Origin of the sequence: Mammaliicoccus sciuri (assembly GCF_025561425.1) — a bacterium.
Classification (GTDB): Bacteria; Bacillota; Bacilli; order Staphylococcales; family Staphylococcaceae; genus Mammaliicoccus; species Mammaliicoccus sciuri_A.
In genome coordinates this window covers 592058-614763 of record NZ_CP094824.1, presented here as the reverse complement: position 1 = coordinate 614763, position 22706 = coordinate 592058, and the positions used below count along the sequence as shown (strand labels likewise).

General features: G+C 32.0%; 22 protein-coding genes and 1 riboswitch. Of the genes, 4 read left to right on the top strand and 18 right to left on the bottom strand.

The window, feature by feature from the left end; genetic code table 11:
* Nucleotides 1-64: 64 nt before the first annotated feature.
* The 4 genes from MUA60_RS02945 to MUA60_RS02930 are packed head-to-tail and all read right to left on the bottom strand — an operon-like array spanning nucleotide 65 to nucleotide 3377.
* On the bottom strand, nucleotides 65-670 hold the full coding sequence (locus MUA60_RS02945) for a response regulator transcription factor (protein WP_262649627.1): 606 nt from the start codon (nucleotides 668-670) through the stop codon (nucleotides 65-67).
* Nucleotides 667-1773 carry a sensor histidine kinase gene (locus MUA60_RS02940; protein ID WP_262649625.1) on the bottom strand — a complete coding sequence of 369 codons (1107 nt, stop codon included), beginning with the start codon at nucleotides 1771-1773 and terminating at the stop codon, nucleotides 667-669. The genes MUA60_RS02945 and MUA60_RS02940 overlap by 4 nt, the downstream gene beginning before the upstream one ends.
* A complete protein-coding gene (locus MUA60_RS02935) occupies nucleotides 1773-2504 on the bottom strand; it encodes an ABC transporter permease (RefSeq protein WP_262649624.1) in 732 nt (243 codons plus the stop codon). The genes MUA60_RS02940 and MUA60_RS02935 overlap by 1 nt, the downstream gene beginning before the upstream one ends.
* A gap of 6 nt (nucleotides 2505-2510) precedes the next feature.
* Complete coding sequence (locus MUA60_RS02930) at nucleotides 2511-3377, bottom strand: ABC transporter ATP-binding protein (protein ID WP_262649623.1); 867 nt, start codon at nucleotides 3375-3377, stop codon at nucleotides 2511-2513.
* 168 nt (nucleotides 3378-3545) lie between these two features.
* On the opposite strand from MUA60_RS02930, the gene MUA60_RS02925 reads away from it, so the two are divergent.
* Nucleotides 3546-4424, top strand: coding sequence for a hypothetical protein (locus MUA60_RS02925; protein ID WP_262649622.1), 879 nt, complete (start codon nucleotides 3546-3548; stop codon nucleotides 4422-4424).
* Nucleotides 4425-4637: 213 nt separating this feature from the next.
* Here MUA60_RS02925 and MUA60_RS02920 read toward each other — a convergent pair whose 3' ends face one another.
* The 4 genes from MUA60_RS02920 to MUA60_RS02905 form a co-directional block, all read right to left on the bottom strand.
* A complete protein-coding gene (locus tag MUA60_RS02920; protein ID WP_262649621.1) occupies nucleotides 4638-6335 on the bottom strand; it encodes an FTR1 family iron permease in 1698 nt (565 codons plus the stop codon).
* On the bottom strand, nucleotides 6310-7548 hold the full coding sequence (gene efeB, locus MUA60_RS02915) for an iron uptake transporter deferrochelatase/peroxidase subunit (RefSeq protein WP_262649620.1): 1239 nt from the start codon (nucleotides 7546-7548) through the stop codon (nucleotides 6310-6312). The genes MUA60_RS02920 and efeB overlap by 26 nt, the downstream gene beginning before the upstream one ends.
* Before the next feature lie 6 nt (nucleotides 7549-7554).
* Nucleotides 7555-8415: an iron uptake system protein EfeO gene (gene efeO / locus MUA60_RS02910; protein WP_262649618.1), complete on the bottom strand. Its 861-nt coding sequence runs from the start codon at nucleotides 8413-8415 to the stop codon at nucleotides 7555-7557.
* 237 nt (nucleotides 8416-8652) lie between these two features.
* Nucleotides 8653-9315: a PepSY domain-containing protein gene (locus MUA60_RS02905; protein ID WP_262649617.1), complete on the bottom strand. Its 663-nt coding sequence runs from the start codon at nucleotides 9313-9315 to the stop codon at nucleotides 8653-8655.
* A 131-nt stretch (nucleotides 9316-9446) separates the two neighbouring features.
* Nucleotides 9447-9546: riboswitch (SAM riboswitch) on the top strand.
* Nucleotides 9547-9620: 74 nt separating this feature from the next.
* Between MUA60_RS02905 and MUA60_RS02900 the strand changes: the two genes are divergently transcribed.
* On the top strand, nucleotides 9621-9839 hold the full coding sequence (locus MUA60_RS02900; protein WP_198471514.1) for a hypothetical protein: 219 nt from the start codon (nucleotides 9621-9623) through the stop codon (nucleotides 9837-9839).
* A gap of 50 nt (nucleotides 9840-9889) precedes the next feature.
* Here MUA60_RS02900 and MUA60_RS02895 read toward each other — a convergent pair whose 3' ends face one another.
* The 7 genes from MUA60_RS02895 to adcA form a co-directional block, all read right to left on the bottom strand.
* Entirely contained in the window at nucleotides 9890-10780 is an 891-nt protein-coding gene (locus tag MUA60_RS02895) for an NAD(P)/FAD-dependent oxidoreductase (protein WP_262649615.1), read from the bottom strand.
* A 70-nt stretch (nucleotides 10781-10850) separates the two neighbouring features.
* Entirely contained in the window at nucleotides 10851-11231 is a 381-nt protein-coding gene (locus MUA60_RS02890; RefSeq protein WP_262649614.1) for an RrF2 family transcriptional regulator, read from the bottom strand.
* A gap of 123 nt (nucleotides 11232-11354) precedes the next feature.
* Entirely contained in the window at nucleotides 11355-13076 is a 1722-nt protein-coding gene (locus tag MUA60_RS02885) for an ABC transporter ATP-binding protein (protein WP_262649612.1), read from the bottom strand.
* A 401-nt stretch (nucleotides 13077-13477) separates the two neighbouring features.
* Complete coding sequence (locus MUA60_RS02880; protein WP_107611145.1) at nucleotides 13478-14644, bottom strand: IS256 family transposase; 1167 nt, start codon at nucleotides 14642-14644, stop codon at nucleotides 13478-13480.
* 283 nt (nucleotides 14645-14927) lie between these two features.
* On the bottom strand, nucleotides 14928-15842 hold the full coding sequence (locus MUA60_RS02875; RefSeq protein WP_262649610.1) for a DUF7916 family protein: 915 nt from the start codon (nucleotides 15840-15842) through the stop codon (nucleotides 14928-14930).
* 93 nt (nucleotides 15843-15935) lie between these two features.
* Nucleotides 15936-16667 (bottom strand): class I SAM-dependent methyltransferase, encoded by a 732-nt coding sequence (locus MUA60_RS02870; protein WP_262649608.1) that lies wholly within the window; start codon nucleotides 16665-16667, stop codon nucleotides 15936-15938.
* 88 nt (nucleotides 16668-16755) lie between these two features.
* A complete protein-coding gene (adcA, locus tag MUA60_RS02865) occupies nucleotides 16756-18354 on the bottom strand; it encodes a zinc ABC transporter substrate-binding lipoprotein AdcA (protein ID WP_262649606.1) in 1599 nt (532 codons plus the stop codon).
* A 175-nt stretch (nucleotides 18355-18529) separates the two neighbouring features.
* Between adcA and MUA60_RS02860 the strand changes: the two genes are divergently transcribed.
* On the top strand, nucleotides 18530-19471 hold the full coding sequence (locus MUA60_RS02860; RefSeq protein WP_262649605.1) for a nucleoside hydrolase: 942 nt from the start codon (nucleotides 18530-18532) through the stop codon (nucleotides 19469-19471).
* Between the two features lie 101 nt (nucleotides 19472-19572).
* Here MUA60_RS02860 and MUA60_RS02855 read toward each other — a convergent pair whose 3' ends face one another.
* Together MUA60_RS02855 and MUA60_RS02850 are read right to left on the bottom strand one after the other, a co-directional pair.
* Nucleotides 19573-20238 (bottom strand): ABC transporter ATP-binding protein, encoded by a 666-nt coding sequence (locus tag MUA60_RS02855; RefSeq protein WP_204179039.1) that lies wholly within the window; start codon nucleotides 20236-20238, stop codon nucleotides 19573-19575.
* An 11-nt stretch (nucleotides 20239-20249) separates the two neighbouring features.
* The gene (locus tag MUA60_RS02850; protein ID WP_262649602.1) at nucleotides 20250-21299 is read right to left on the bottom strand and encodes an ABC transporter permease; all 1050 of its coding nucleotides are present in this window, start codon (nucleotides 21297-21299) and stop codon (nucleotides 20250-20252) included.
* 143 nt (nucleotides 21300-21442) lie between these two features.
* Between MUA60_RS02850 and MUA60_RS02845 the strand changes: the two genes are divergently transcribed.
* On the top strand, nucleotides 21443-22147 hold the full coding sequence (locus MUA60_RS02845; protein WP_262649600.1) for a DUF5694 domain-containing protein: 705 nt from the start codon (nucleotides 21443-21445) through the stop codon (nucleotides 22145-22147).
* Between the two features lie 115 nt (nucleotides 22148-22262).
* Here the strand turns inward: MUA60_RS02845 and MUA60_RS02840 are convergent, their stop codons facing one another.
* Complete coding sequence (locus tag MUA60_RS02840; protein ID WP_262649598.1) at nucleotides 22263-22697, bottom strand: DUF3995 domain-containing protein; 435 nt, start codon at nucleotides 22695-22697, stop codon at nucleotides 22263-22265.
* Nucleotides 22698-22706 lie beyond the last annotated feature (9 nt).

The window sequence follows — 22706 nt, the reverse complement described above, 5'->3', positions numbered from 1 at the left end:
GTAAATTTTCGTATCGGTCCAGAAATTCCCCACTAAGCTCTACTTACCTCTACTACCCTTGCACCTATCTATATCCATCTTTTTCGATTGCTTTCTGCCATGCGTCAAATCGGTTATCTGCTTCTAATTTATCTATAATTATCGATGTATAGTTTCTAATTGTGCCGTCTGATAAATATAATTCTTTTGATATTTCTTTACTGGATAAGCCTTTGCCTATTTCTTTTAATACGAGTTGTTCTTTCGGGCTTAATGGATTTCTATCTTTAAACATTGATGTCATTAAAGATTCACTATATTCTTTCTTACCGTCCATCACATTTTTAATTGTTTCAACGAGTTCATCGATTGATCGTTCTTTCAATACGTATGCATCAACATCGTTTGCTACTGCACTTTCAAAATATCCAGGTCTTTTAAAAGTTGTAACGATGATGACTTTCGTATTTAAGTTTGAATCTTTTACTTTTTTCAATACTTCTAATCCTGTCATTTTAGGCATTTCGACATCTAGTATTGCTAGATCTGGTTCAAGACTTTGAATTCCTTCCAACGCATCTTCTCCATTTGAAAAGTCTCCTAAAATACTTAATTCATCATTCAGTTCCATCAATTGAACCATGGCTTTCCGTAACATTTCTTGGTCTTCTGCTATAACAATTGATATCATAATGTGTCATCCCCTCTAGGCAATGTGATCGTCATTTTTAATCCCTTACTTAAATTACTTACTTTTAATTGGCCATTTAATGCATGAACACGATATTTGATACTCTTAAAATCATCTTCATCAATGTGTTTCATACCTATGCCGTCATCTATGATTACCAATGTTAAATGTTTATTTTCTTCAACGATTTCACCCGTTACTTTAGTAGCCTGTGCATGCTTAATGACATTGTTAACCGCTTCTCTCAAAATCATTGACAGGGCTGATTGTCGAGTTGGACTGAGTGATTGAGCTCTGTCAGCATTGTTAAATTCAAACGATAAGTTTGCATTTTCTAACAATGTTTCCATCGTCTTCACTTCTTCTTCAAAAGATTGCAACTTTAAATCATCTACAATTGCTCTTACTTTAACAAGTGCTTCTTTAGATAATTCATTCACAGACGCCATTTCTTCTTTCGCTTTATCAATATCTTTATCCACTAATTTCATCGCAAGTTCAGATTTAATACTTAAACTCGCAAATACATGACCTAACGTATCGTGTAAATCTTGTCCGATTCGATTTCGCTCTTGTTCAGCAATTAACGTATTGATATGTTCATTTTTACTTCTAATTTCTTCTTTTAACTGTTCAGATTCTAACGCTTTAAAATTTCCAAACAGAATAAATATAATGACAATACTCATAGGTATCATAATAATTAAATAGTCTCTATGATCAACCGCAATAATATAAATAGCAATCATAAACGACACAATATACATTAATACTTCGATAGATTTCATTTTAGTTTGAAAGACATATGGAATAATATAAGCTGCATAGAAAAAGAATAATAAATGTGAAGCATTAAAAAAATCTACAAAATAAAATATACCTAAAAAATGAACCATTAAAAGTATTCTTCTAAGCATGCGCCTTTTAGATAAATCTACATAAATCATCATTAAGTAACTTATCGTAAATAGAGCGGTAACCAATATACCGCTCCATAAAGATCCTTTATAACCAAGTACTGTTAAACTCAATATCGGAAAGATGAGATAAATTAAGTTTGATGAACCTATAGGATTCTCTTTAATTCTTTCTATTAATGTCATTAAACCACTTCCGTCTTTTTACGTATAATCAACGCAATACTTATAAACAGTATACAATAAATTGCCAATATAAGAAGTGAAACAAAGTGTATACCACCTTGAGTTGTCACAGATAAAGAAAGTTCTCTTAAATTATAAGTAGGTGTTGCATACGATACGTGCTTTAGCCAATCTGGAAACTGATCTGTTGGGAACCAAAGTCCTCCCAATACAGCAAACCCTAAATATATGATATTCGCAATAGCACTAGCTTTTTGGATATCTTTAATTTGAGATATAAGAACACCCATTGATAAAAACATGCTAGATCCAACCCATAACATCAATCCTGAGCCAATCCATTCACCTGCTGACATTTCAACACCTTTATAAAAAGCACCTGTTAAAAATAATGCGATAATGGCTAAACAAAACATGCACATGAGTTTCATTACTTTCCCTACATAGTAATAACTTGGTGATAAAGGTGTTTTGAATAAATTTTTAGACCATCCTATTTTCTTATCTTCTATCATCTCTAATGGAAATGTCATGATACAGAAACTACTTAAACTGAACGTCGCCATACTAAACATATATTCTTTATAAAATTTAGCTTCGTATTCTTTAGGTAAATCCAATAGTGCTGTGAATATTAAATAAAATACTAACGGCAACATAATCGAAAGTATTAAATATGATTTTTTTCTAGTTAACAATAACAATTCAGATTTAAAATACGCCCATAACATATCTCATCAAACCCTTTCTTCATTTTTTGAAAAGATCGTATCCATCAATGACTCTTTAATAATTTCTACCTCATTAAAATCAATGCCATAGTCTATAAATGCTTTAATAACAGGATTTACATCTTCAGTCGTAATGATGAGCATATCTTTAGATGCTTCAACCGAAACATTTTTAAGAATATTCACCACTTCTTTTTTCGATAAAGGAATTTGAATCATCGTTTTATTTTCGCTATGACGTATCGCTCTTGGTGTACTATCCATAACAAGCTCACCTTTATTAAGTACAACAACACGGTCAGCCATTCTTTCAACTTCCTCAATATAATGAGAAGTATAAAATATCGTTTTACCTTCTTGTTTCATTTCCTCAATCACTTTCCAAAAATGCTTTCTCATTTCAGTATCCATCGCACTTGTCGGCTCATCCAAAATGACAAAGTCCGGTTTCCCAATAATAGATAATGTAAAATCCAATATTCTGCGTTCACCACCAGATAATTTAGCAGCAAATTGTTCAAGTTTATCATTATCAAATCGAGTAATTTCTTTAAAAGTTTCTATCGAAATCGTATCTTTATAAAAAGACTTAAAAAGATAAAACAACTCCTTAACTTTCATCACATCCGGAAAAGCCGTCGTTTGAAACAAAATACCCATCCGCTTCTTATCTAATTGTTGATTATCACTAATAATTTGCCCGTCATTAGGATGTCTGTCCCCAATAATCATATCAATCAAAGTAGACTTACCAGCACCATTCGGACCAATTAAAGCCGTACATTCACCCTCATTAATTTGAAAAGAAACATCACTCACAACTTTTGTCTGATTATAGATTTTCGTTACATTTTGAACATCAATCACAATCATCACCGTCCTTTATAAGTTACCTATATTATAAAAAATCACACCACCCGTTATAAGTACAAACTGTCACGAATATCATATGACAAATGTCATGAAAGGTTGCGAGATTCAATTGACAATATTTGGAATGTATAGATAATTTATTGTAAGAAGTGTTTGAGGATGATGAAGATGAATAAAATAACAGTAATAAATAAAAGTAATCACATAAGTATAGTTCAAAGCATCAATAATTATATTAAATGGATAAATAGAAATAACATATTAAATCAAAGCATTAAAATTATTATCCATGATGCTCCAATAAGTTCTTATGGTTATCTTTCAGATTGCCAAGTAGACTTTGATAATCGTCATATATATTATTCTTTATATAATATTGAAGAATGTCTTGTGGCTAAGAAGAGCAATAACATTATTGTAAACAGATTGGAATATGCACTTTCTGAAATTTTATATGATTTAAATTATCATATCGCACAATTCTATACTTTAGAGTACGAAAAAGTTACACATAAAGAACTCATTGATCATTTTGACCGATTTGAATATAACATTAGAAAATACAGTTATTATTTAACTTACAAATATTTATTTTGTCATAATAATAGTTCTACACTTTATAAAGATGGACTTACGTTGAAGTTTGATTCTGAAATAAGTGCTCATTTAAAGAAGGCTTTTGTACAATTTAGAAATTTCATTAAAAAAGAATTGGAATTCCCTTTAAAAGTTAATATTCATATTACGCATAAAGAACTCGAAGATTCTTATGGTTACTTCCAATATCCCAAATCTTTATTTAAGTATCCAAGAATAGTCGTTTCCACACATAGCTATGAACAATTAAAAAAAGAAATGTCACTTTTTGATAGTGATTTAAATATTTTAAGAATATTAGCACATGAAATTGGACATTATCAAGATTATATAAGTGACAATATAATTTTAGATGAAAAGATGAGTGAGAAGTTAGCAGACAAATATGAAGATGAACTCATACAAGAATTTATTGATCAAGTTTATTATGTCAATTACCACGAAAACTAAATTGATTTTTAAGTACTACATCTGAAACATAAATCATTTCAAATGGTATTTTTTAGCGCTGACTCCTGCGGGAACAGCATGATTCGAAGACTACAGGCTGAGAACATGCCCACGGAAAGCATGCGCATAAAAAATGCCACTAAATTTTAAGTCTTTGATGACAAACTAAAAAACGCTAAGACAAATGGCTTGTCTTAGCGTTTTAAAATTACTCTATTTTTTCTTACTCATTGTGTAGTAAATCACAACTAAAATGACTAATGCTAATTGTGGTATCAATGTTTCGTATGTTGGATAAAATCCTATTAAGTCTATAAATGGTAAGTGATTAATTGTATGTTGTGGTACTATGTTTAATATTTGTAATGTATGAATACTTACGCCTAATATTTTAAATGCCAATATAAATATGAATAATGACATGATTAAGAATAAGCGATGTATTGGTATCCATTTTGTAATTTGGTTAAAGAAGATTGCGATTAACGACAGTATGACGGATGCGACGATTATACCTAATATTAATGACCATGTTGAGATTTTCCCAACGATACCTAAATAGAAGATAATCGTCTCTGCACCTTCTCTAAATACGGATAGGAAAGCGACTAACCCGAAAGTAACGATACTTCCTGTAGACATAGCTTTATCCATATTTTTGTTGATGAAGTTCTGCCACGAATCTAAACTAGATTTAGAGTGCAACCAGATACCTACGATGATCATTAATATCACAGATCCAATACCTACTAAACCTTCTGTTAATTCTCTTGTTGAACCTAAGTTTTCAAATATCGCTTTAAATATGAAAGCTAACGCAATACTTAATACAATACCAATGACACTACCTGTAACAATCCATCTTGATGCTTTTGTTTGTTCAGATTTACGTGTTACAGTAAGTAACGCCATTATAATGAGCAGTGCTTCTACACCTTCACGTAATAAGATTAAAGCTGCATCCCAAAATGTATAGCTCGTCTTAGAAATGGTTGATTTAATTTCTTGATTGAGCGTTTCTAATTGGCTACCAATATCATCTTTATTATCTTCATCAAGTTGACCTGCATATTGAGGAATTTTTTGTTCTATTTTAGTGTACAACGCACCATTTCTCGTGCTAATTTCACTCTCAACATTTGGCCATGCAATAATAAATTGTTGTAACGCTTGCTTTGATTTAGCTAAATCATCATTTTTGATATTTTTAATCGCAGTATCTAAATGTTCATTTAAAATGTTAACATCTTGATCACTTGTTTTAGCATCTGATTTTTTCCCTGCATGATAATCATCAAGTTCTTTTTTCAATTGATCGACTTGCATTTGTGCACTATTCGCATCTACTTTATCTTTCGTTAATTCAATTCTTGTAAACATTAATGCAGTTTCAACTTGACCATATCTGCCAATATCTTCTTCTCGAACAATTTTTTCATTCTTTGTCCAAGTCGCATTTAATTGATTGTTAATCGTTTTTGCTTTTTCAAAATCTTTATCTGAGATCGCCTTTGTTATATTTTTAATCAATGGCTGCATTTCATTTTGTAACTGATCTCGTTTCTTCTTTTTATCAACAGGATTTAATACTTTTTCATAATCAATTAAATCAGAAGTCAGTGTATTTAGCGCACTTTCTCTATCTTTTTGAGACGTTGTTTTTTCAATTTTTTCGATATCTTGATCTATTTTTTTCACAAGTTTATGGTCTTTTTTATTCGTACTTTGCCAATTATCTTTAATCTCTTTGAAATGCTTGTCGAATGCCTTTTCGTCTTTATCTTGTATCGCAGATTTGGCATCTGTCACACTAATATAAATATCGCTTAAGCTCGTTTCTGCTTTAGCGGTCAAAGATAGTAGCATAAATAGTATTGCAACTAAACTAAATACGATTGAATAACGTTTCACCTAAATATCCTCCTTCTTGGACACCTGGTAAACATAGAAAAATACCTGAACCTCGATGTGTAATATATTCATTTAATTTATCAATAGCACCCATTTTATTTTGGATTTTAATAAATTGTTCCGGTGATTTTTGAAATGCTAGGAAGAGTAATCCTGCATCAAAAGCACCTGTGTTTGCGTTTATACCATCTGAATATGAAAAAGATCTTCTTAATAAATTCGTTTTAGATGCTTTTGCTAAACTGACATGCGATTCTTTTTCTATCAAGTTCTCGCCATTTTTATCTTTTATATCAGGGTCAAATGTATCAAATTCTTTTTCTTTACCAATTGGCGCACCAGAATGACGGTATCTACCAAATGTGGCTTCTTGTTCACCTAAAGCCGTTCTATCCCATGTTTCTAACAACATTTGAATTCTTCTTGCGACTAAATATGAACCATTTTTAGCCCAACCATCTTGTATAAAGACGTATTCATTCAAATCACTTTTATTTTGGACATTAGGATTACCTGTTCCATCTTTAAAAGAGAATAAATTTCTAGGTGTTTCTTTCTTACCATCCTTTTCTTCAAATGAGTTAAATCCTGCTTGGCTCCACTTCATTGAAACTTCACCTTTAGCCACTCTAATTAAATTTCTAATGGCATGAAAATTAACTTGTGGATCATCTGAGCATGCTTGTATACAAATGTCTCCACCTGAATAGTCTTCATCAATTTGATCTTTAGGAAAATGTGGTAAATCTTTTAATAAATCTGGTTTATGCTTTTTCAATCCAACTTTTTCAAAGAATGAAGGGCTTATACCAAAAGTAAGAGACAGACGACTGGCGTCTAAGCCAATCGTCTCCCCTGTATCTGGACTTGGTAACATTTTGTTTTTACCAATCTCTTTTACATATTCACCATTCATTAAATGAACACTATAATTTGTCCATACTTTAAACATTTCTTTAACATCTAAAATTGACATTTTATTAATGCTTAGAACGACAAAGTAAATGTGTTTTTGTTGTTCTGTCGTGATGCCAGACTGATATTTACCATAGAAATTGATTTTATTTTTTACGCCTGTTTTATCTTTAGCAAAGTATTGAGATGCAAGAAAAGTACCGCCTACACCTGTAGAACCTATCAGTAGACCTGCACCACCAACACCAGCGAGTTTTAGAAAATCTCTTCTAGCTATATGATTTTCATTATTAGACATCAATCATCACTCCGTAATAACAGCCATTTGACTTAAAGATTCCCCTAATTTATCAACAGCTTCAGAAAGTTTTTTCGTTTCATCTTTAGATAGTTTCGTATAGTCTTCATATCCACCATCTTTAGTCTTATATTGATCTAATAATTTATTAACATTATCGAATCTTTCTTGAGTTGTATCAGCAAGCTTTTTATCTTTATCTGCTACTTTATCTTTAAATATTTCAAAGATTTTTTCTGCCCCTTCGATGTTTGCTTTAAAGTCATATAAATCTGTGTGTGAATAAATTTCTTCTTCACCTGTAATTTTTGAGCTAGATACTTCATTTAATAAGTCGATTGAACCTTGTAACATTAATTTAGGTGTCACATCTACTGTATCTACTTTTGCACGTAACTCTTTAGTGTCTTTTAATAATTGATCAGCAACTGGTGCCATATCTTTAGTTGTATTATCTTCCCATAATGCTTTTTCAATTTTGTGGTAACCTGACCATTCGTCTTCTTTATTTTCTTCTTTCATATCTGCTAAACGTGCATCAATTTTCGGATCTAAATCACCGAAACTTTCAGCAACTGGCTCAGATCTTTCATAGTACATACGCGCTTTAGGATAAATTTCTTTAGCTTTTTCGATATCGTCTGCTTTAACCGCTTCAACGAACTTTTCAGTATCAGCTAAGAATTTATCTAATTGTTCTGTTGTAAAATCTTTATAAGCTTTAGTTTCTTTAGAGAAATCCGCTTTTTCAGACTTTTTCGTTTCCTTTGTTTCTTTTTTATCTTCATTTTCTTTCTTATCAGCGCTATTCCCACACGCTGTTAAAATTAAAGTACTTGCTAATAAAGTTGTTGCTAACTTTTTCATCATAACACTTCCTATCTAATTGATTATCATTATTATCTTTAATTTATGCCTATAATGTGCAATAGTCAATAAAAATTTTATAGAATTCATAGAAAATACAAATATAAGGCTGTACCTATAGTATTTATGTAATGAAATTTTTTCAAACTTCATGCGAAATGCTAATTGAGAATGATAATCAATAAATAAACATAAAAAAACATAGGATAAAATGAATTATCCTATGTTCTTAATAAATTAATCTGTTTCTTGTTCAAGAATTTCTTTAGACTTAGCATCAATTGTAAATTCTGTTGATTCTTTATTACCTTCTTTTAACTCAATAGAATAAACAAGTTTGCCATTATCTTCACTTAGTGACCATTCTTTAATATCACCTTTAGCTTTGTCTCGTGCTACTTTAAGTGCATCTTCGAATTTAGCAACATCTGATAATTTGAATGTTTGATCATTATCATCACTATCTTCTTGTTCTTTTTCAACATTCGTAACAGATTTATCATCTGCATTTATCAGTACTTTATTTTCATTTGTTCCATCAGCTAATTCAACTTTATAACTCCACTCGCCTGTTTCTTTTTCAAAAGATAGATCTTTAAGTTCACCTTTTGATTCTTTTTGTGCAGCTTTTACAGCATCTTCAGGAGAGACTTTAATGTCATCCCATTTAACTGTATTTTTAGTTGCTTTGTCTGAACTTTGATCATCATCTGTGTTTTGATCATCGTCTGAATCTTGGTCATCTGTATTTTGATCGTCGTTACTATTTTCTTTAGTTGTTTGTTCTGTTTTTTCATCATTTTGATTTTCTTTTTTATCATTGTTATCACCGTCACCATTACCACATGCTGCTAACACGATACCTGCTGACAACAATAAAGAAAGCATTTTATACTTCATAATCTATTCCTCCTATGCTTCATATTCAGTTAATATATAGACCACCTCAAACCTTTTAAACATTTAGATTTTAAAAATTAGGCAAAATACAATTAATTCGTTATGATTAAGAAACAATAAAATAGCTCGTAGTCTTATTAAGAGTAGGCGGAGGGAATTGGCCCGATGAAACCTCAGCAACAGGCGTATGTACTGTGCTAAATCCAACAAGTTTAACTTGAAAGATAAGAAGATTCTCTAAACAGCTCTTCTTAATCTTAAGATGAGCTGTTTTATTGTAACTATCAAATTAGGAGGCAATAAATATGAGAACAAGAGACGATATTTTATCAGAACTATTAGAATTGCAGGCAAATCCACCAAGAAGTTATTCAGGTTCAATAGGTAAGACTCAGAAGAAGAACGCTTTAATCCAAGAATTATGCAGAGTTGAGAATACAATACTTCAACCAACTTCAGATTCTGAACATCGCAATGTTCAATTTGGTGACTTTGAAATTAATATTAAAATAACTAAAAAATAAGCATTCTAAAACAGGCTAAGACATTACATTATGTCCCAGCCTGTTTTTATTTATGATTCCATAATGATTTGCATTGCTACAAATTTTGCGACTTGATTACCATTTGCTGCTGCGTCTATTAGTTGAGATGCCATGAAATCTTTACTTTCACCTGCTACAAACAATCCTGGTATAGATGATTCACCTAACTCATTAATTTTTATTTTTCCGTTGTCTTCTCTTTCAATATCGGACGCTTTTAAAAATTCAAAATCAGTATCCCACTTCACACCAATGATTGCACCGCTTCTATTGATACGTTCACCATTTTTAAAGATAACTTCATTAATTTGTCCTTCATGATGTTTAAATTCCGCTACTTCGCTTTCCACTAATGTGATATGTTTACTTTCAATAAACGCTTTATCTTCTTCAGTTAATAATGAAAAATCACGGCTACTTATAACGATATCGTCTGTCCAATTGTTAATAAGCATCGCCATATGTTTCACATGCTCAGGTTGAACAGCTACGAGTAATGGTTTATGTTTCAATTCATATCCATCACACCACGGACAATAAAAGACAGATTTGCCACAACTTTCTTTTAAACCTTCAATTTCTGGTAATGTTTCCCGTAAACCTGTACATACCATAATTTTTTTAGCTTTATATTGTTGGTTGGCTGTTTCAACAATAAAGTTATGCTCCTCTTTCAATATGTTTAACACCGTGTCATTAATTCGCGTTACATCATCATATTGATCAACATCATGTTCTCCTTTAGCTCTCAATTCTTCAGGTCTTACACTGTCTTGCGTTAAAAATGCATGTGAATGCTGTGTCACTTTATTTCTCGCATTATTATTGTCTATCACTAACGTCTTTTTTAAAGCTCTTCCTAACGTGAGTGCACTCGCTAATCCTGCTGGCCCTCCACCTATTGCGATACAATCAAACATAGCATTTCCACCTTTCATAACTATTGTAGAGTCGTAATATCTATAATTGATAGATAAAAAAAGATTTAACTTACATTAAATCTTTTAAAGTTTTATTTTTCAAAGCTTGCGTCATTTCATCTTCAGCAGAAGTTAATATCGCTTGTATCTTACATTCTGGACCGTGATTAAAGCTATCTTCAAGTGTACTTTGATGACCATCAATTGCAGTAATAATATCATAGACAGTTATGTCTTCCCAATTATTAACTAAATAATAACCGCCTTTTGCACCAGATGCAGATTTTATGACGTTTGCCTTTACTAATTGCGTTAATATTTTAGATAAATATGTTACAGACACATTTAACGTTTCAGATAAACTTTTAACATTGATGGGCTGTTGGTCTCTTTTAGCAATTAAATATGCCAAAGCATGCAGCCCATAGTCTGACCCTTTAGAAATCTTCATGTTACACCTCTTAATCATAGATATTAACACTCTATAATAACAACTTTAAACTGAAAGTCTATTATTTAGCTCAAAATAAAAAATGCAGAGACCTTTTTCTTCATAAAGATCTCCGGCAGTATGTTAAAATTCTTCAATTTGTTCAAACTGTGACATGTATAAATCTTTGTATTTACCGCCTTTATCCACGAGTTCATCATGACTGCCCATTTCTTGAATTTGACCTTGTTCAATATATACAATTCTATCGACATGTCTAATCGTACTCAGTCTATGCGCAATGATCAGTGATGTTCGACCACGTGATAAATTCTTAAATGCTGATTGTATTTTATTTTCAGTTTCAACATCTAAAGCACTCGTAGCTTCATCAAGAATAATAATTGGCGGATTCTTCAAGAACATTCTCGCAATTGAAATACGTTGCTTTTGTCCACCGGATAATTTTGTACCGCGTTCCCCAACGACAGTATCTAAACCTTCTGGCAATTCATCTACAAACGTTCTTAATTGTGCTTGGTCAACTGCGTAATTAATTTCTTCTTCCGTTGCATTTAAATTACCATAAATAATATTATCTCTTAATGTTCCACCGAAAAGAAATACATCTTGCTGTACAACACCAATTTGTTTTCTTAATGATTCCAACTTATAAGATTTAATGTCTCGATTATCGATTTTAATCTTACCTTGTAACGGATCATAGAACCTTGGTAATAACGAACAAATTGTCGTTTTACCTCCCCCACTCGGTCCTACAAGTGCTACTTTTTCACCTTGTTCAATTTTGATAGATAGCTGATTTAAGATTAATTTCTCTGAATATTTGAATGATACATCTTCATATTCAATCGTATCTGGTTCATCTATAAATTCGATAGCATCGTCATTATCTTTAATTTCTGGATCCATATTTACGATTTCTTTAAAATTTTTGAATCCAGCAATACCTTTAGGAAATAGTTCAATAACCATATTAATAGACTCTAACGGTTTAAATAACAGATTTGTAATCATAATAAACGCTACAAATCCACCATATGACAGTGATCCATTTAATACAAAATAACTTCCTAAAATCAGTACAAAGATTAACGTTAATTTTTGAGCAATATGACTAATCGACAAGTTCCAAGACATATAAGAATATGCTTTTAATTTTGTCGCTCTAAAATTATCATTGACCTTTTTAAATCTTGCTAATTCGTGACCTTCATTTGTAAATGCTTGTACAAGACGCATACCACCAACATTATCAGCAATAAGCTCATTAAATCTCGAAACATTGCTAAATAAGTTTTTAAAAGCACCTGACATTTTTTGATTAAAGTAAATCGTTAATACAAAAATAATCGGTACAACACAGAACGTAATAAGCGCGAGTTTCACATCGATTGTCAACATAATAACAAACGAACCGACAAGCGTCATAACTGCTACAAACACATCTTCAGGTTCATGGTGAGCAACTTCTCCAATATCCATTAAATCGTTCGTTAATCGTCCAATGATTTTACCTGATTTTTGGTTATCAAAGAATCCAAAATTCATTTTTTGAATATGCTCATAAAGCTCATTACGAATATCTCTTTCAATATTAGTACCCAGTTTATGCCCCCAATACGTCACGATGAATTTCAATACAGATTCAACAACGTATATGAATAATAAAAGAAAAACAAAAATCACAATCCAACTCCAATTCTTAGTTGGCAATAGCTGATCTATAAATATACTTGTAATAAGTGGAAACACCAATTCGAGAATACCTACAAAAACAGCCGAACCAAAATCTAAGAAAAACAATCCTTTATAGGGTTTATAATATTGGAAGAATTCTTTCATAACGGACCTCCTAAATAAATTTCGACCAAATTTAATTATACTATAGAATTATATTTTTTCTGCACTTTTTAATAATTTATTTAAAATTGTTTTTGTATCCGAAATAAAATGGATGATGGGGTGTTGCGGGGGGTGTTGCGGGGTGTATTTTCGGGTCGCTATTTTATTTATCGGCCTGATAATCCCGTTTTCGGGTCGCTATTTTTATTTATCGGCCTGATAATCCCGTTTTCGGGTCGCTATTTTTATTTATCGGGGTCAAGTCCATATGTTTGTGTAATATCTTTAGAATGTAATCAACCTTTGGTTTTTTAATGAATCGAACAACTATATTTGTTTTGAAGTTTAAACAGATATAGTTGTTTGATCACTACTTATTTTTTAAAAAATAAGTAGCTTAATTAAGCGATAAATGGTCTGTTAGACTTATCAAATCTTTCTTGAATATCCATAAGTACTGCGCCAATTAATCTAAAAGCTGAATCTAGATTAGGGAATGTTTTAACTATTTTTTCTCGTTTTCTGAGTTGCATATTAATATTTTCAACTGAATTAGTAGTTCTTAGATTTTTATGATGTTGAGCAGGAAATCTATAGAATTGTGAGGCATCTTCGAAGCCTTCATCCAATATTTTAATAGCTTCCACATACTTAGGATTACTTTCATATTGTGCAATGAATTCATCTTTGAGCTGAACAGCGTGACGATATGTTGGTGCTTGGAATATTGATTTAAGTAACATTCTAGCTTCTTTAGAGTTCTTTTTAGGAAATCTCTCTACAATATTTTTAAGAAAATGGAATGTACAACGTTGCCAAGATGAATCAATAAACTGTGACTTAATAGATTTAATAAGTCCAGAATGCGCATCAGAGATAATAAGTTCAGGTGTTGTTAAACCACGCATTCTTAAGTCTTCAAAAAACTCTGACCAAGCTAATTCTGACTCTTGATTAGAAATTTTAAAGCCAATAATGTCGCGTTTTCTATTTTCGTTGATACCCATAGCGATATAAACACCTTTAGAAACAATTTTATTATTCTCTCTTACCTTAATGTGCATAGCATCAACAAATACATACTTATACTGATGACTAACAATAGGTCTACCAGCCCATTCTTTAATTTCAGGATCTAGGTTTTTTATTACGCCTGAAACAGTTGATTTAGACACAGATTTTCCCGTTAGGGATTCCACAATTTTATTAACATTTCTAGTTGAAACACCATTAATGTATGCTTCTGTCATCGCTAAAATAAGCGATTGGTCAGAACGCGAATATTGATTAAATACTTCAGTTGTAAATTCACCGTCACGTGTTCTTGGAACTTTTAATGTCAGATTGCCAATAGGCATCAGGAAATCACGCTCATAATAGCCATTACGTTGTGCGTTTCTTCCTGAATTCTTTTGTTTATATCCAGCATTAACATACTTGTCTCTTTCCATTTCCATGTATGCATTTATGACAGTCATAGCTATTGTTTTCATAGACGCATTCATATCACTTCCAAAAATAGCACTTGCCAATTCTTCATAATCTAAGTTAACATTTAATTGAGTCATATATAGTCACCTCTACAATTTTTTCTTAGTCGATTACATTGTACCAAAGTGAGCTATATGTGGCTCTTTTTTTATTACACAATTATATGGACATATTCTTTATCGGTCCATATTTCTCGTTTCTGGACCGGTAAATTTTTTTATCGGTCCATATTTCTCATTTCTGGACCGGTAATTATTTTTATCGGTCCATATTTCCTGTTTCCGGACCGATACTACCTTTCCCAACAAATATGAAAAGGATGAGACAGCCTACACTGTCTCATCCTCTCCAACTTCCCATTTATCTATTAATGGATCTTGCTATTCTAGATACCGTATGGCGTTGCCCTCTAATAGCTTTACTTAATGCATATATATTCTCGACTGGTGCTAATCCACCGTATCCTGCATTACCTATATGTTGAATATCAACGCCTAATGTTTTATTTTTAATAGCTATTTCTCTAATTGTCGCCTCATCCGAACCTTCTTGTGATGTACCGATTGCACTCATCACTAGTGCGCCATGTTTATGCGCTACTTGAACAGCTTCTCTCACTTCTGCTTCACTGACACCCCATACTGTTCCTACTGCCGGCACTAATATAATATCTGCTCCAGCTTCTACAAAATTCGATATTGCTTCTAAATTAACGACAGGCTCATCTACACCTGATCCGTGCATTTTACCAGCAATAATGAGCCCATTAAAATGAGATTTCCCTACTTTAATCGCTTCTAAAATATGATTGTTTGTAACGCCTGTTGCTGGATTCCCAGTTAAACATACAAAATCAAAACCTAATTTTTCAGCTTGTATAAAAGTTTCTTTAGTCGCTTTTCTACCTGCAGAAATATCCAGTTTGACTTCTGCCATATTCGCTTTATCATCAACTGGTTCTAAATTTACGCCAATAGGTCTACCGACAAGATTCTTTAAATCTTGAACAGCATTGCCAGTACCTTGATAAGCTTCATGGTATAGACCTTTAATTTCTGGTTCATTGACATCTAAAGCATTCAGTAAAATCATATCCGCTCCAAAAGCAGTCGCCATTTCCGCATTTGTAATATCTTGAACTAAAGCAGGCGTATGTACGACAACATTTTCACTAAGTACCGTTCTACCTTCACTCGCCTTAATACTTTGCTTCAATTCCTCTGATGAAAAATTCAAAATATCAGACGTATTTGCACTAATTAATCGTTTAACCAAAATATTCACCCCTTCTTTTACTAACACAAACCAAAGATATATTTAAAAAATAACAAAGTCAAATAAATTCAAAATCATATATAACCTTCTCTTCTACTTTTTCTTTGCTTTTACTAATAGAAATGGTGGAAATTGTTTCAGCTTATTGATACGTGCTTGATCGTACATTTTAAATACTTCCTCAGACTGCCCGAGGTCTTTTACACATTGAATTTCAAAGTCATTTTCTATTAAATTATTGAAGATTGTCTCAATTGTATGATGATATTTATAAACATCCGCACCTAGCCAATTTGCTGAACGAGATGACTCATCAAAATAATGTTCCATTCGTAAAAATATACCTTTGTCATCTTCTAGTGCAACTTCTGGACCTTTAGTGGCTGTTTGTATAGGATGTTCCATTGTAAAGAGTAACGTGCCACTACTATTTAATAGCTGATTCAACTTCTCGGTGCATCTCTTAAAATCTTCAATATAATGAAACACAAGTGAAGATACGATGACATCATACGTTTCATTCGTCTCAAAATCCATAAATGATTCATGGTATAACGTGACATTGTTAGAATTGAATTTATCGCGACTTGCGTTAATCATATTGAATGACTCATCTATTCCTGTAATATGTTTAGGATGTAATGTCAACATATGCGCAATTAAATGCCCCATACCACAGCCAATATCGAGTACTGTTTTGTCTTCTAAATCTGGCATTAACCGCTTCATCTCAGGCATTTCAACAACTTCGTTATAACTTAATGCATGATTTCTTTTTTGTTTATAGCCTTCAAAGAAATCATCTTGATCATAAATATTTGTCATCTGATACATCCCCCTTTTATTAAATTTAGTATAGCAATCATTTATACATAAAAGAACCTGAGACCACGGTGGTCTCAGGTTCTTTAGTTTAATGTGCTAACATTTCTTCTTTAACTTCGTCTTTAGATAATTTAGCTGGATAATATGTTGGCCAGTTGTCTAATTCTTTTAAGACTTTATCTTTATCATTGCCCGTGAATATATGGAAATGTACAGCTTTTTTAGGATAAATATTGTGATCGCTAAATTGTACATATTTCGGTAAGTTATCGTTTGATTCACCTTTTAATTTAAATGTATATCTTACGCCTCTATTACCTTTTTCATATTTCAAGATATCATAGCCATCGTACTCATATTCGCCAGTAGTTGTTTTGCCTTCTTTAGTGAAACTGATTTTATTCCCTTCAATTTTGATGTTCTCGACATCTGTTTTATAGCCTTTATCATAATAAGCTTTATATTCTTTTTCAGACATCTTACCATCTTCTTCAGCTTTATGTTCGAAGACTTCATCAAGTGTGCCATCTTTTAAATATGGATATACTGACTGCCAGTCACCTTCATAATCTGATAGTTTACGGTCCTTTACTTGTGAATCTTTGAAATAACCTTTTTCAATTGCTTTATCATGTGATGCAGCTTTCTTGTCATCTTTCGTTGTAATCTTATCATTTAATGATTTTTCGATATTTTTAATATTTTCCTTCATTAATGATTGATATGAAAGGTCTTTTTCTTTTAATTGTTCTTTCGTTAAAGATTCCATATTATTAAACGTTAATGGTTTAGCATCTGTTTCTTTACGAATTGTGTCTGTAATTTTTGATGAAATATTGCTTTCATATAAGATGTATTTCGCATCTGTATCTTTAATTTCTTTAACAATTTCAGTTAATTCTTTTTGTGATGGATCTTCAGCATTCATACTTTGAACACCTTTTTGAACAAATCCATAACGATTTGCTAAGTAACCTAGAGATTCATGAGAGATAAATACTGTATGGCCTTCATGACCTTTAGTAGCATCTTTTAATGATTGATCGATATCCGATAATTCATTATTTAATTTTTTGTAATTCTTCTCATAATCTGCTTTATGATCTGGGTCTTTCTTAATTAATTCATCTTTAATTCCTTTAATCATTTCTTGGTCGATTTTAGGATCTAACCATACGTGAGGATCAAATCCACCGTGGTTATGACCTTCATGTTCATGTTCGTGTTCATGCTCTTCATGGTCTTCTCCATGTTCATGATGTTCATCTTCGTCATCATGATCTTCCCCGTGCTCATGACTATGTTCATGTTGATCTGTTAAAAGTTCTGATTGATCCATACTATTTTGAAGTGATAATTTTTTATCATCTTTTTTAATAGTTGAGGCAATTTTCTTTGCTACTGGATCTAAATCGTCTCCTGTATAAACAAATAAATCTGCTTTACTCGCGTTTAAAATATCTTTTTGCGTTGGTTCATAACTATGTAAATCTGTTCCTGCAGGATAAATTGATTCTACTTCTACATGCTTACCGGCAATTTGTTCTATAAAAGATTTCAATGGGTAAACCGTCGTCTTAATCTTTAATTTATCAGAATCATTATTTTTGCTATCTGTTTGATTACAGCCAGCTAATACCATACAAATTGCAAAAACAACTGTTAGTACCCCAATCCATTTTTTCATCTCGTACACTCCTTATACAAATAGTAACGTTTACGATTTAAAATTATATACGTATCTTTGTTAAAAAACAAGACCTTATTTAGAATAATTTTTTATAGTCTGTTTATTTTGTTTAGTTGAAAACGCTTTAGTATAATGACATCAAGACATACATTAATTAAGAGGACGTGTTTAAATGTTACAAAATAGAAAAATGATTATGGATTGTGATCCAGGGCATGACGATGCTATCGCATTAATATTGGCTGGTGCTCAATCTAGTCCATTAAACATCTTAGCTGTGACAACTGTTGCGGGAAATCAATCAGTAGATAAGAATACAACAAATGCTTTAAATGTCTTAGATATTATGAATAGAGGCGACATTCCTGTTTCAGTCGGTGCGGACAGACCTTTAATCAAGAAAGCTGCTTTTGCTGAAAGTATTCATGGTGAAAGTGGCTTAGATGGTCCTGAATTACCGAAAGTTCCAAACTTAAAGCCTACAAATCAGCATGGTGTAAATGTCATAATTGAAGAAGTACTAAACAGTAACGAACCTATAACACTCGTAGCAACAGGACCGTTAACAAATGTTGCGATGGCACTTATCCAAGAACCTAAAATTGCTCATAATATAGAAGAAATCGTCATTATGGGAGGAGGAACGTTTGGTAACTGGACACCTACAGCAGAGTTTAATATTTGGGTTGATGCAGAGGCAGCTAGAAAAGTATTTGAAAGTGGCATCCCGGTTGTAGTATTCGGATTAGATGTGACGCATCAATTATTAGCAGATGATGCTGTAATTGAAAGATTTCATCAAATCAATAATCCAATTTCTCAATTCGTAGTTGAACTCTTGAAATTCTTTAAATCTACTTATAAATCGCAATTCGATATGGACGGTGGTCCTATTCATGATGCTTGTACAATTTTATATTTACTGCATCCTGAAATATTCACGTTACAAAAAACATTTATCCAAATCGAGCATCAAAGTGACCTCACATATGGCACAATGTCTGTTGATTTGCATAATACTTATAAACAAGAACCTAACGCCTATTTCGCTACAGAAGTAAATGTAGACTTAGCATGGGACATCATGGAAAAAGCATTAAAAAGTTATGAATAAAAAATAAAAGGATAGGATATCAATACTATCTCAAAATAAATAACAACACATTCGACTGATTTATTCAGTAAAAATGGGTTGTTATTTTTATAATCAACCCATTATACTTCTTCTTTCAACTCACCATCTACCATTTTAAATACTTTATCACAGTATGATGTCAGTCTTTGATCGTGTGTTACGATAATACATAATTTATTTAATTCTTTTGTTTCTCTTCTCAATATTTCCATAACTTCTATTGCATTTTCTGTATCTAATGATGCGGTTGGTTCGTCTGCTAGTATAACGGATGGATTTGTGTAAAGTGCTTTAGCGATAGCCACTCTTTGTTTTTGACCGCCCGATATTTCACTTGGTAATTGAGATAAAATTTTATCCAATCCGAGTTGTTTCAATAACCTTGTATGTTCTTCTTCATTCATGACGTCTTTTTTCACTTTTTTAAGTAATTCAAATTGTTGTTGAACAGTTAAAAACGGTATTAAATTACTTGTTTGTAGTATAAAGCCGATTTCTTTTAATCGTAGTTTAGATAATTGTTTTTCATTAAATTGATTTATATTTTGACCGTTTAAAGACACAGTACCTTCTGATGGTAATTGCAAGGCACCTGCCATTGTTAACAGCGTACTTTTCCCTGATCCTGATGGTCCGATAATGGCAACTAGTTCGCCTTTTTCTAATTTAAAGTTGGTTGATTTCACTGCTTCTATCGTTCTATTACCGTCTTTAAATGACTTTGTGACATTCTCAAATGCTAACATGATTTCGCCTCCTAACTAATAACTTTCAATGGTTCTACTTTTCGTATACTTAATACTGAGAATAAACTACCTAAAATTGCGACGATAATAAGCACGATACCGTATATCAACATTGTTAAATAATCAAATTTAATAGGCACTGCTTCTGGTAAGAACGAACCTGTTAACACCGTTAATCCAAAGCCAATCAATGTACCGATTAAAGCGATAATAATCGTTTGGCTCATGACTGAACGTGCTAAAAAGCCATTCGTTAATCCTTGCGCTTTTAAGACACCAAATAAATTTCTCTTTTGTAACGTAATAATGTATAAGAATATACCAATAACCATTGCTGAAATCGCAAATAAGAACACAATCATAAAGTTTAATGTTAAATTTTGAGCTTGATAGCCTGGTAATTTCGTAATAAATGATTCAATGTCTTCTACTTCTAGATCTTCGTTTAATTCAACATCTTTCCAATTTTTATCTTTAACGACTAGCGCATTAATCTTATCGCTTTTTAGCATCGGATTTAATTTGCCAATCGTTTCATTATTTGTAAATAAAACAGGTGATGCATTAAATTTAGAACTCACTGAGAAACCAACAATTTTTAATTCTTCATCACTATTTGAAAGTGTTAATGTATCCCCGATTTTGAATCCTTTAGTTTTTAAAGTATGATCTGCAACGACTTCATTATCTTTCTTAAACAGTTTGCCGTCTTCTATTTTAGGCATTAAGAAACCTTCTCCATCGATACCAAAGACTGTAGCATTCTCTTTGTTTTTACCGTCTGAAGCGATAACAGCCGTTTGCTTTAAGCCTTCACTTTTATCAAATTTGTCTTTAACATCATCTGTATTAATAGATGATTGTGCAACTGTTTGATTGGCATCTTTATTCAATACAATCGCATCTGCTTTCCATAAATCGACTGCTTCCCTATTCATATTCATTAAACCGTTTGCTGATCCTGATAATAAGAATAAAAGATAGCTAATCATAACTAATACCCCAATGATTAGACCAAACTTCGTCTTATTACGTCTCATTTCGTTCCAAGCTAAAAACATACTTCCAGCCCTTTCTTGAATCTAAATTTTCTATTATTTAATTATAACATTATTAATTAATTATCTTAAAATAATAGCAACATTATATTTATAAAAACGTTCATGTATAATTGATAACGATTATCAATTAAGGAGGTGTCAAATTGGCACAAAAAGAAATTTGCATCATTGGTACGCCACATATTCGGTTAGACCAAAGCAATCAATATTTTTTAGAAACTTATCAAAGATACTTAGAAGACGCTAACGTCATTTTGAATAAATTACAGCAATACAATCCAGATTTAATCGCAATTGAATGGGATATTAAAAATAAAAATCAATTAGATAAAGACTTTAATCAATTATCCCGTAAACATTTGCCGCTTCAACTCAACGAACATCATTTTTTAGCGATACCGCTCGCATTGAAATTAAATTTGCCAACTGTTATACCAATCGACAACAATCAAATGCAAACACGTAAGATTCGTGCAGCATTTGCAGATGAATACCTTGAAAATGATACCCCTATACTATACCAACATTTAAACGAAGCAAAACAAAGCCACCAAAATAAAAAAGGACAAGATTTATCATTATATGAACAATTAACTGAATATCAAGATTCAGTCATTCCTTTAGAACAAGTTTTTGCTATTCGTTCACTTGCAGGTAGTCCAGGTATCGCCTTTTCACTCGAATGGTTAGAACGTAATCAATTTATGGCCAACCACATCATGAAAAATGCGCTCAACCATGATAGAACAGTTGTCTTTACAGGTATGAGTCATGTCAGAATTTTAAAATTCATGATAGAATCAACAGGTTTATTTAAAGTCGTTCCATCAATAGATATATTAAAATAAAGGAGTATACATATGAAAAAGTTACTTTTATTCGGAATTCTGTCCCTTACAGCATACAAACTTCGTCATCATATACGACAAAAACGCCACTGCCTCCTGCCAGTGACGTTCTCCTTTATCTATTCTGTTTCACTTTCATAACATATCCGAACAATCCGATTCCCCACAATAAAAATAGTGGATCCCACACGAATGCTTGTCCGAACGTAGTGAAATAGTTATGGCTCTCGATTATTTTACACATTTTCAATATGCCAATTATCATGTTTAATCCACCATATATCATCAGAAAAATACTACCTATTAAAGATATGATATATATTTTCTTATCAAAATGATTGGTTAATGTTAATGGCACGATGGTCGCTAAAAATTTAAACAAACCTATTAATAACAGCGCGATATTAATCCATATTCCAAACTGTGCACTTAACGTGAAGACCCATGAGCCAACTGTTATGAGACCGGCATCTCCACCAAGTCCCCAATACAATGAAAATAGTGCATGCACACTTCCTGCTATGATATATAATGATATATACTTTTTCATTCAATCACC

Coding starts and splice junctions, on each gene's coding strand:
- MUA60_RS02940 (WP_262649625.1), bottom strand. CDS start 1,773: ATGACATTAATAGAAAGAATTAAAGAGAATCCTATAGGTTCATCAAAC.
- MUA60_RS02945 (WP_262649627.1), bottom strand. CDS start 670: ATGATATCAATTGTTATAGCAGAAGACCAAGAAATGTTACGGAAAGCC.
- MUA60_RS02860 (WP_262649605.1), top strand. CDS start 18,530: ATGTTACAAAATAGAAAAATGATTATGGATTGTGATCCAGGGCATGAC.
- efeB (WP_262649620.1), bottom strand. CDS start 7,548: ATGTCTAATAATGAAAATCATATAGCTAGAAGAGATTTTCTAAAACTC.
- MUA60_RS02935 (WP_262649624.1), bottom strand. CDS start 2,504: ATGTTATGGGCGTATTTTAAATCTGAATTGTTATTGTTAACTAGAAAA.
- adcA (WP_262649606.1), bottom strand. CDS start 18,354: ATGAAAAAATGGATTGGGGTACTAACAGTTGTTTTTGCAATTTGTATG.
- MUA60_RS02855 (WP_204179039.1), bottom strand. CDS start 20,238: ATGTTAGCATTTGAGAATGTCACAAAGTCATTTAAAGACGGTAATAGA.
- MUA60_RS02850 (WP_262649602.1), bottom strand. CDS start 21,299: ATGTTTTTAGCTTGGAACGAAATGAGACGTAATAAGACGAAGTTTGGT.
- MUA60_RS02840 (WP_262649598.1), bottom strand. CDS start 22,697: ATGAAAAAGTATATATCATTATATATCATAGCAGGAAGTGTGCATGCA.
- MUA60_RS02885 (WP_262649612.1), bottom strand. CDS start 13,076: ATGAAAGAATTCTTCCAATATTATAAACCCTATAAAGGATTGTTTTTC.
- MUA60_RS02905 (WP_262649617.1), bottom strand. CDS start 9,315: ATGAAGTATAAAATGCTTTCTTTATTGTTGTCAGCAGGTATCGTGTTA.
- MUA60_RS02925 (WP_262649622.1), top strand. CDS start 3,546: ATGAATAAAATAACAGTAATAAATAAAAGTAATCACATAAGTATAGTT.
- MUA60_RS02890 (WP_262649614.1), bottom strand. CDS start 11,231: ATGAAGATTTCTAAAGGGTCAGACTATGGGCTGCATGCTTTGGCATAT.
- MUA60_RS02900 (WP_198471514.1), top strand. CDS start 9,621: ATGAGAACAAGAGACGATATTTTATCAGAACTATTAGAATTGCAGGCA.
- MUA60_RS02930 (WP_262649623.1), bottom strand. CDS start 3,377: ATGATTGTGATTGATGTTCAAAATGTAACGAAAATCTATAATCAGACA.
- MUA60_RS02870 (WP_262649608.1), bottom strand. CDS start 16,667: ATGACAAATATTTATGATCAAGATGATTTCTTTGAAGGCTATAAACAA.
- efeO (WP_262649618.1), bottom strand. CDS start 8,415: ATGAAAAAGTTAGCAACAACTTTATTAGCAAGTACTTTAATTTTAACA.
- MUA60_RS02880 (WP_107611145.1), bottom strand. CDS start 14,644: ATGACTCAATTAAATGTTAACTTAGATTATGAAGAATTGGCAAGTGCT.
- MUA60_RS02895 (WP_262649615.1), bottom strand. CDS start 10,780: ATGTTTGATTGTATCGCAATAGGTGGAGGGCCAGCAGGATTAGCGAGT.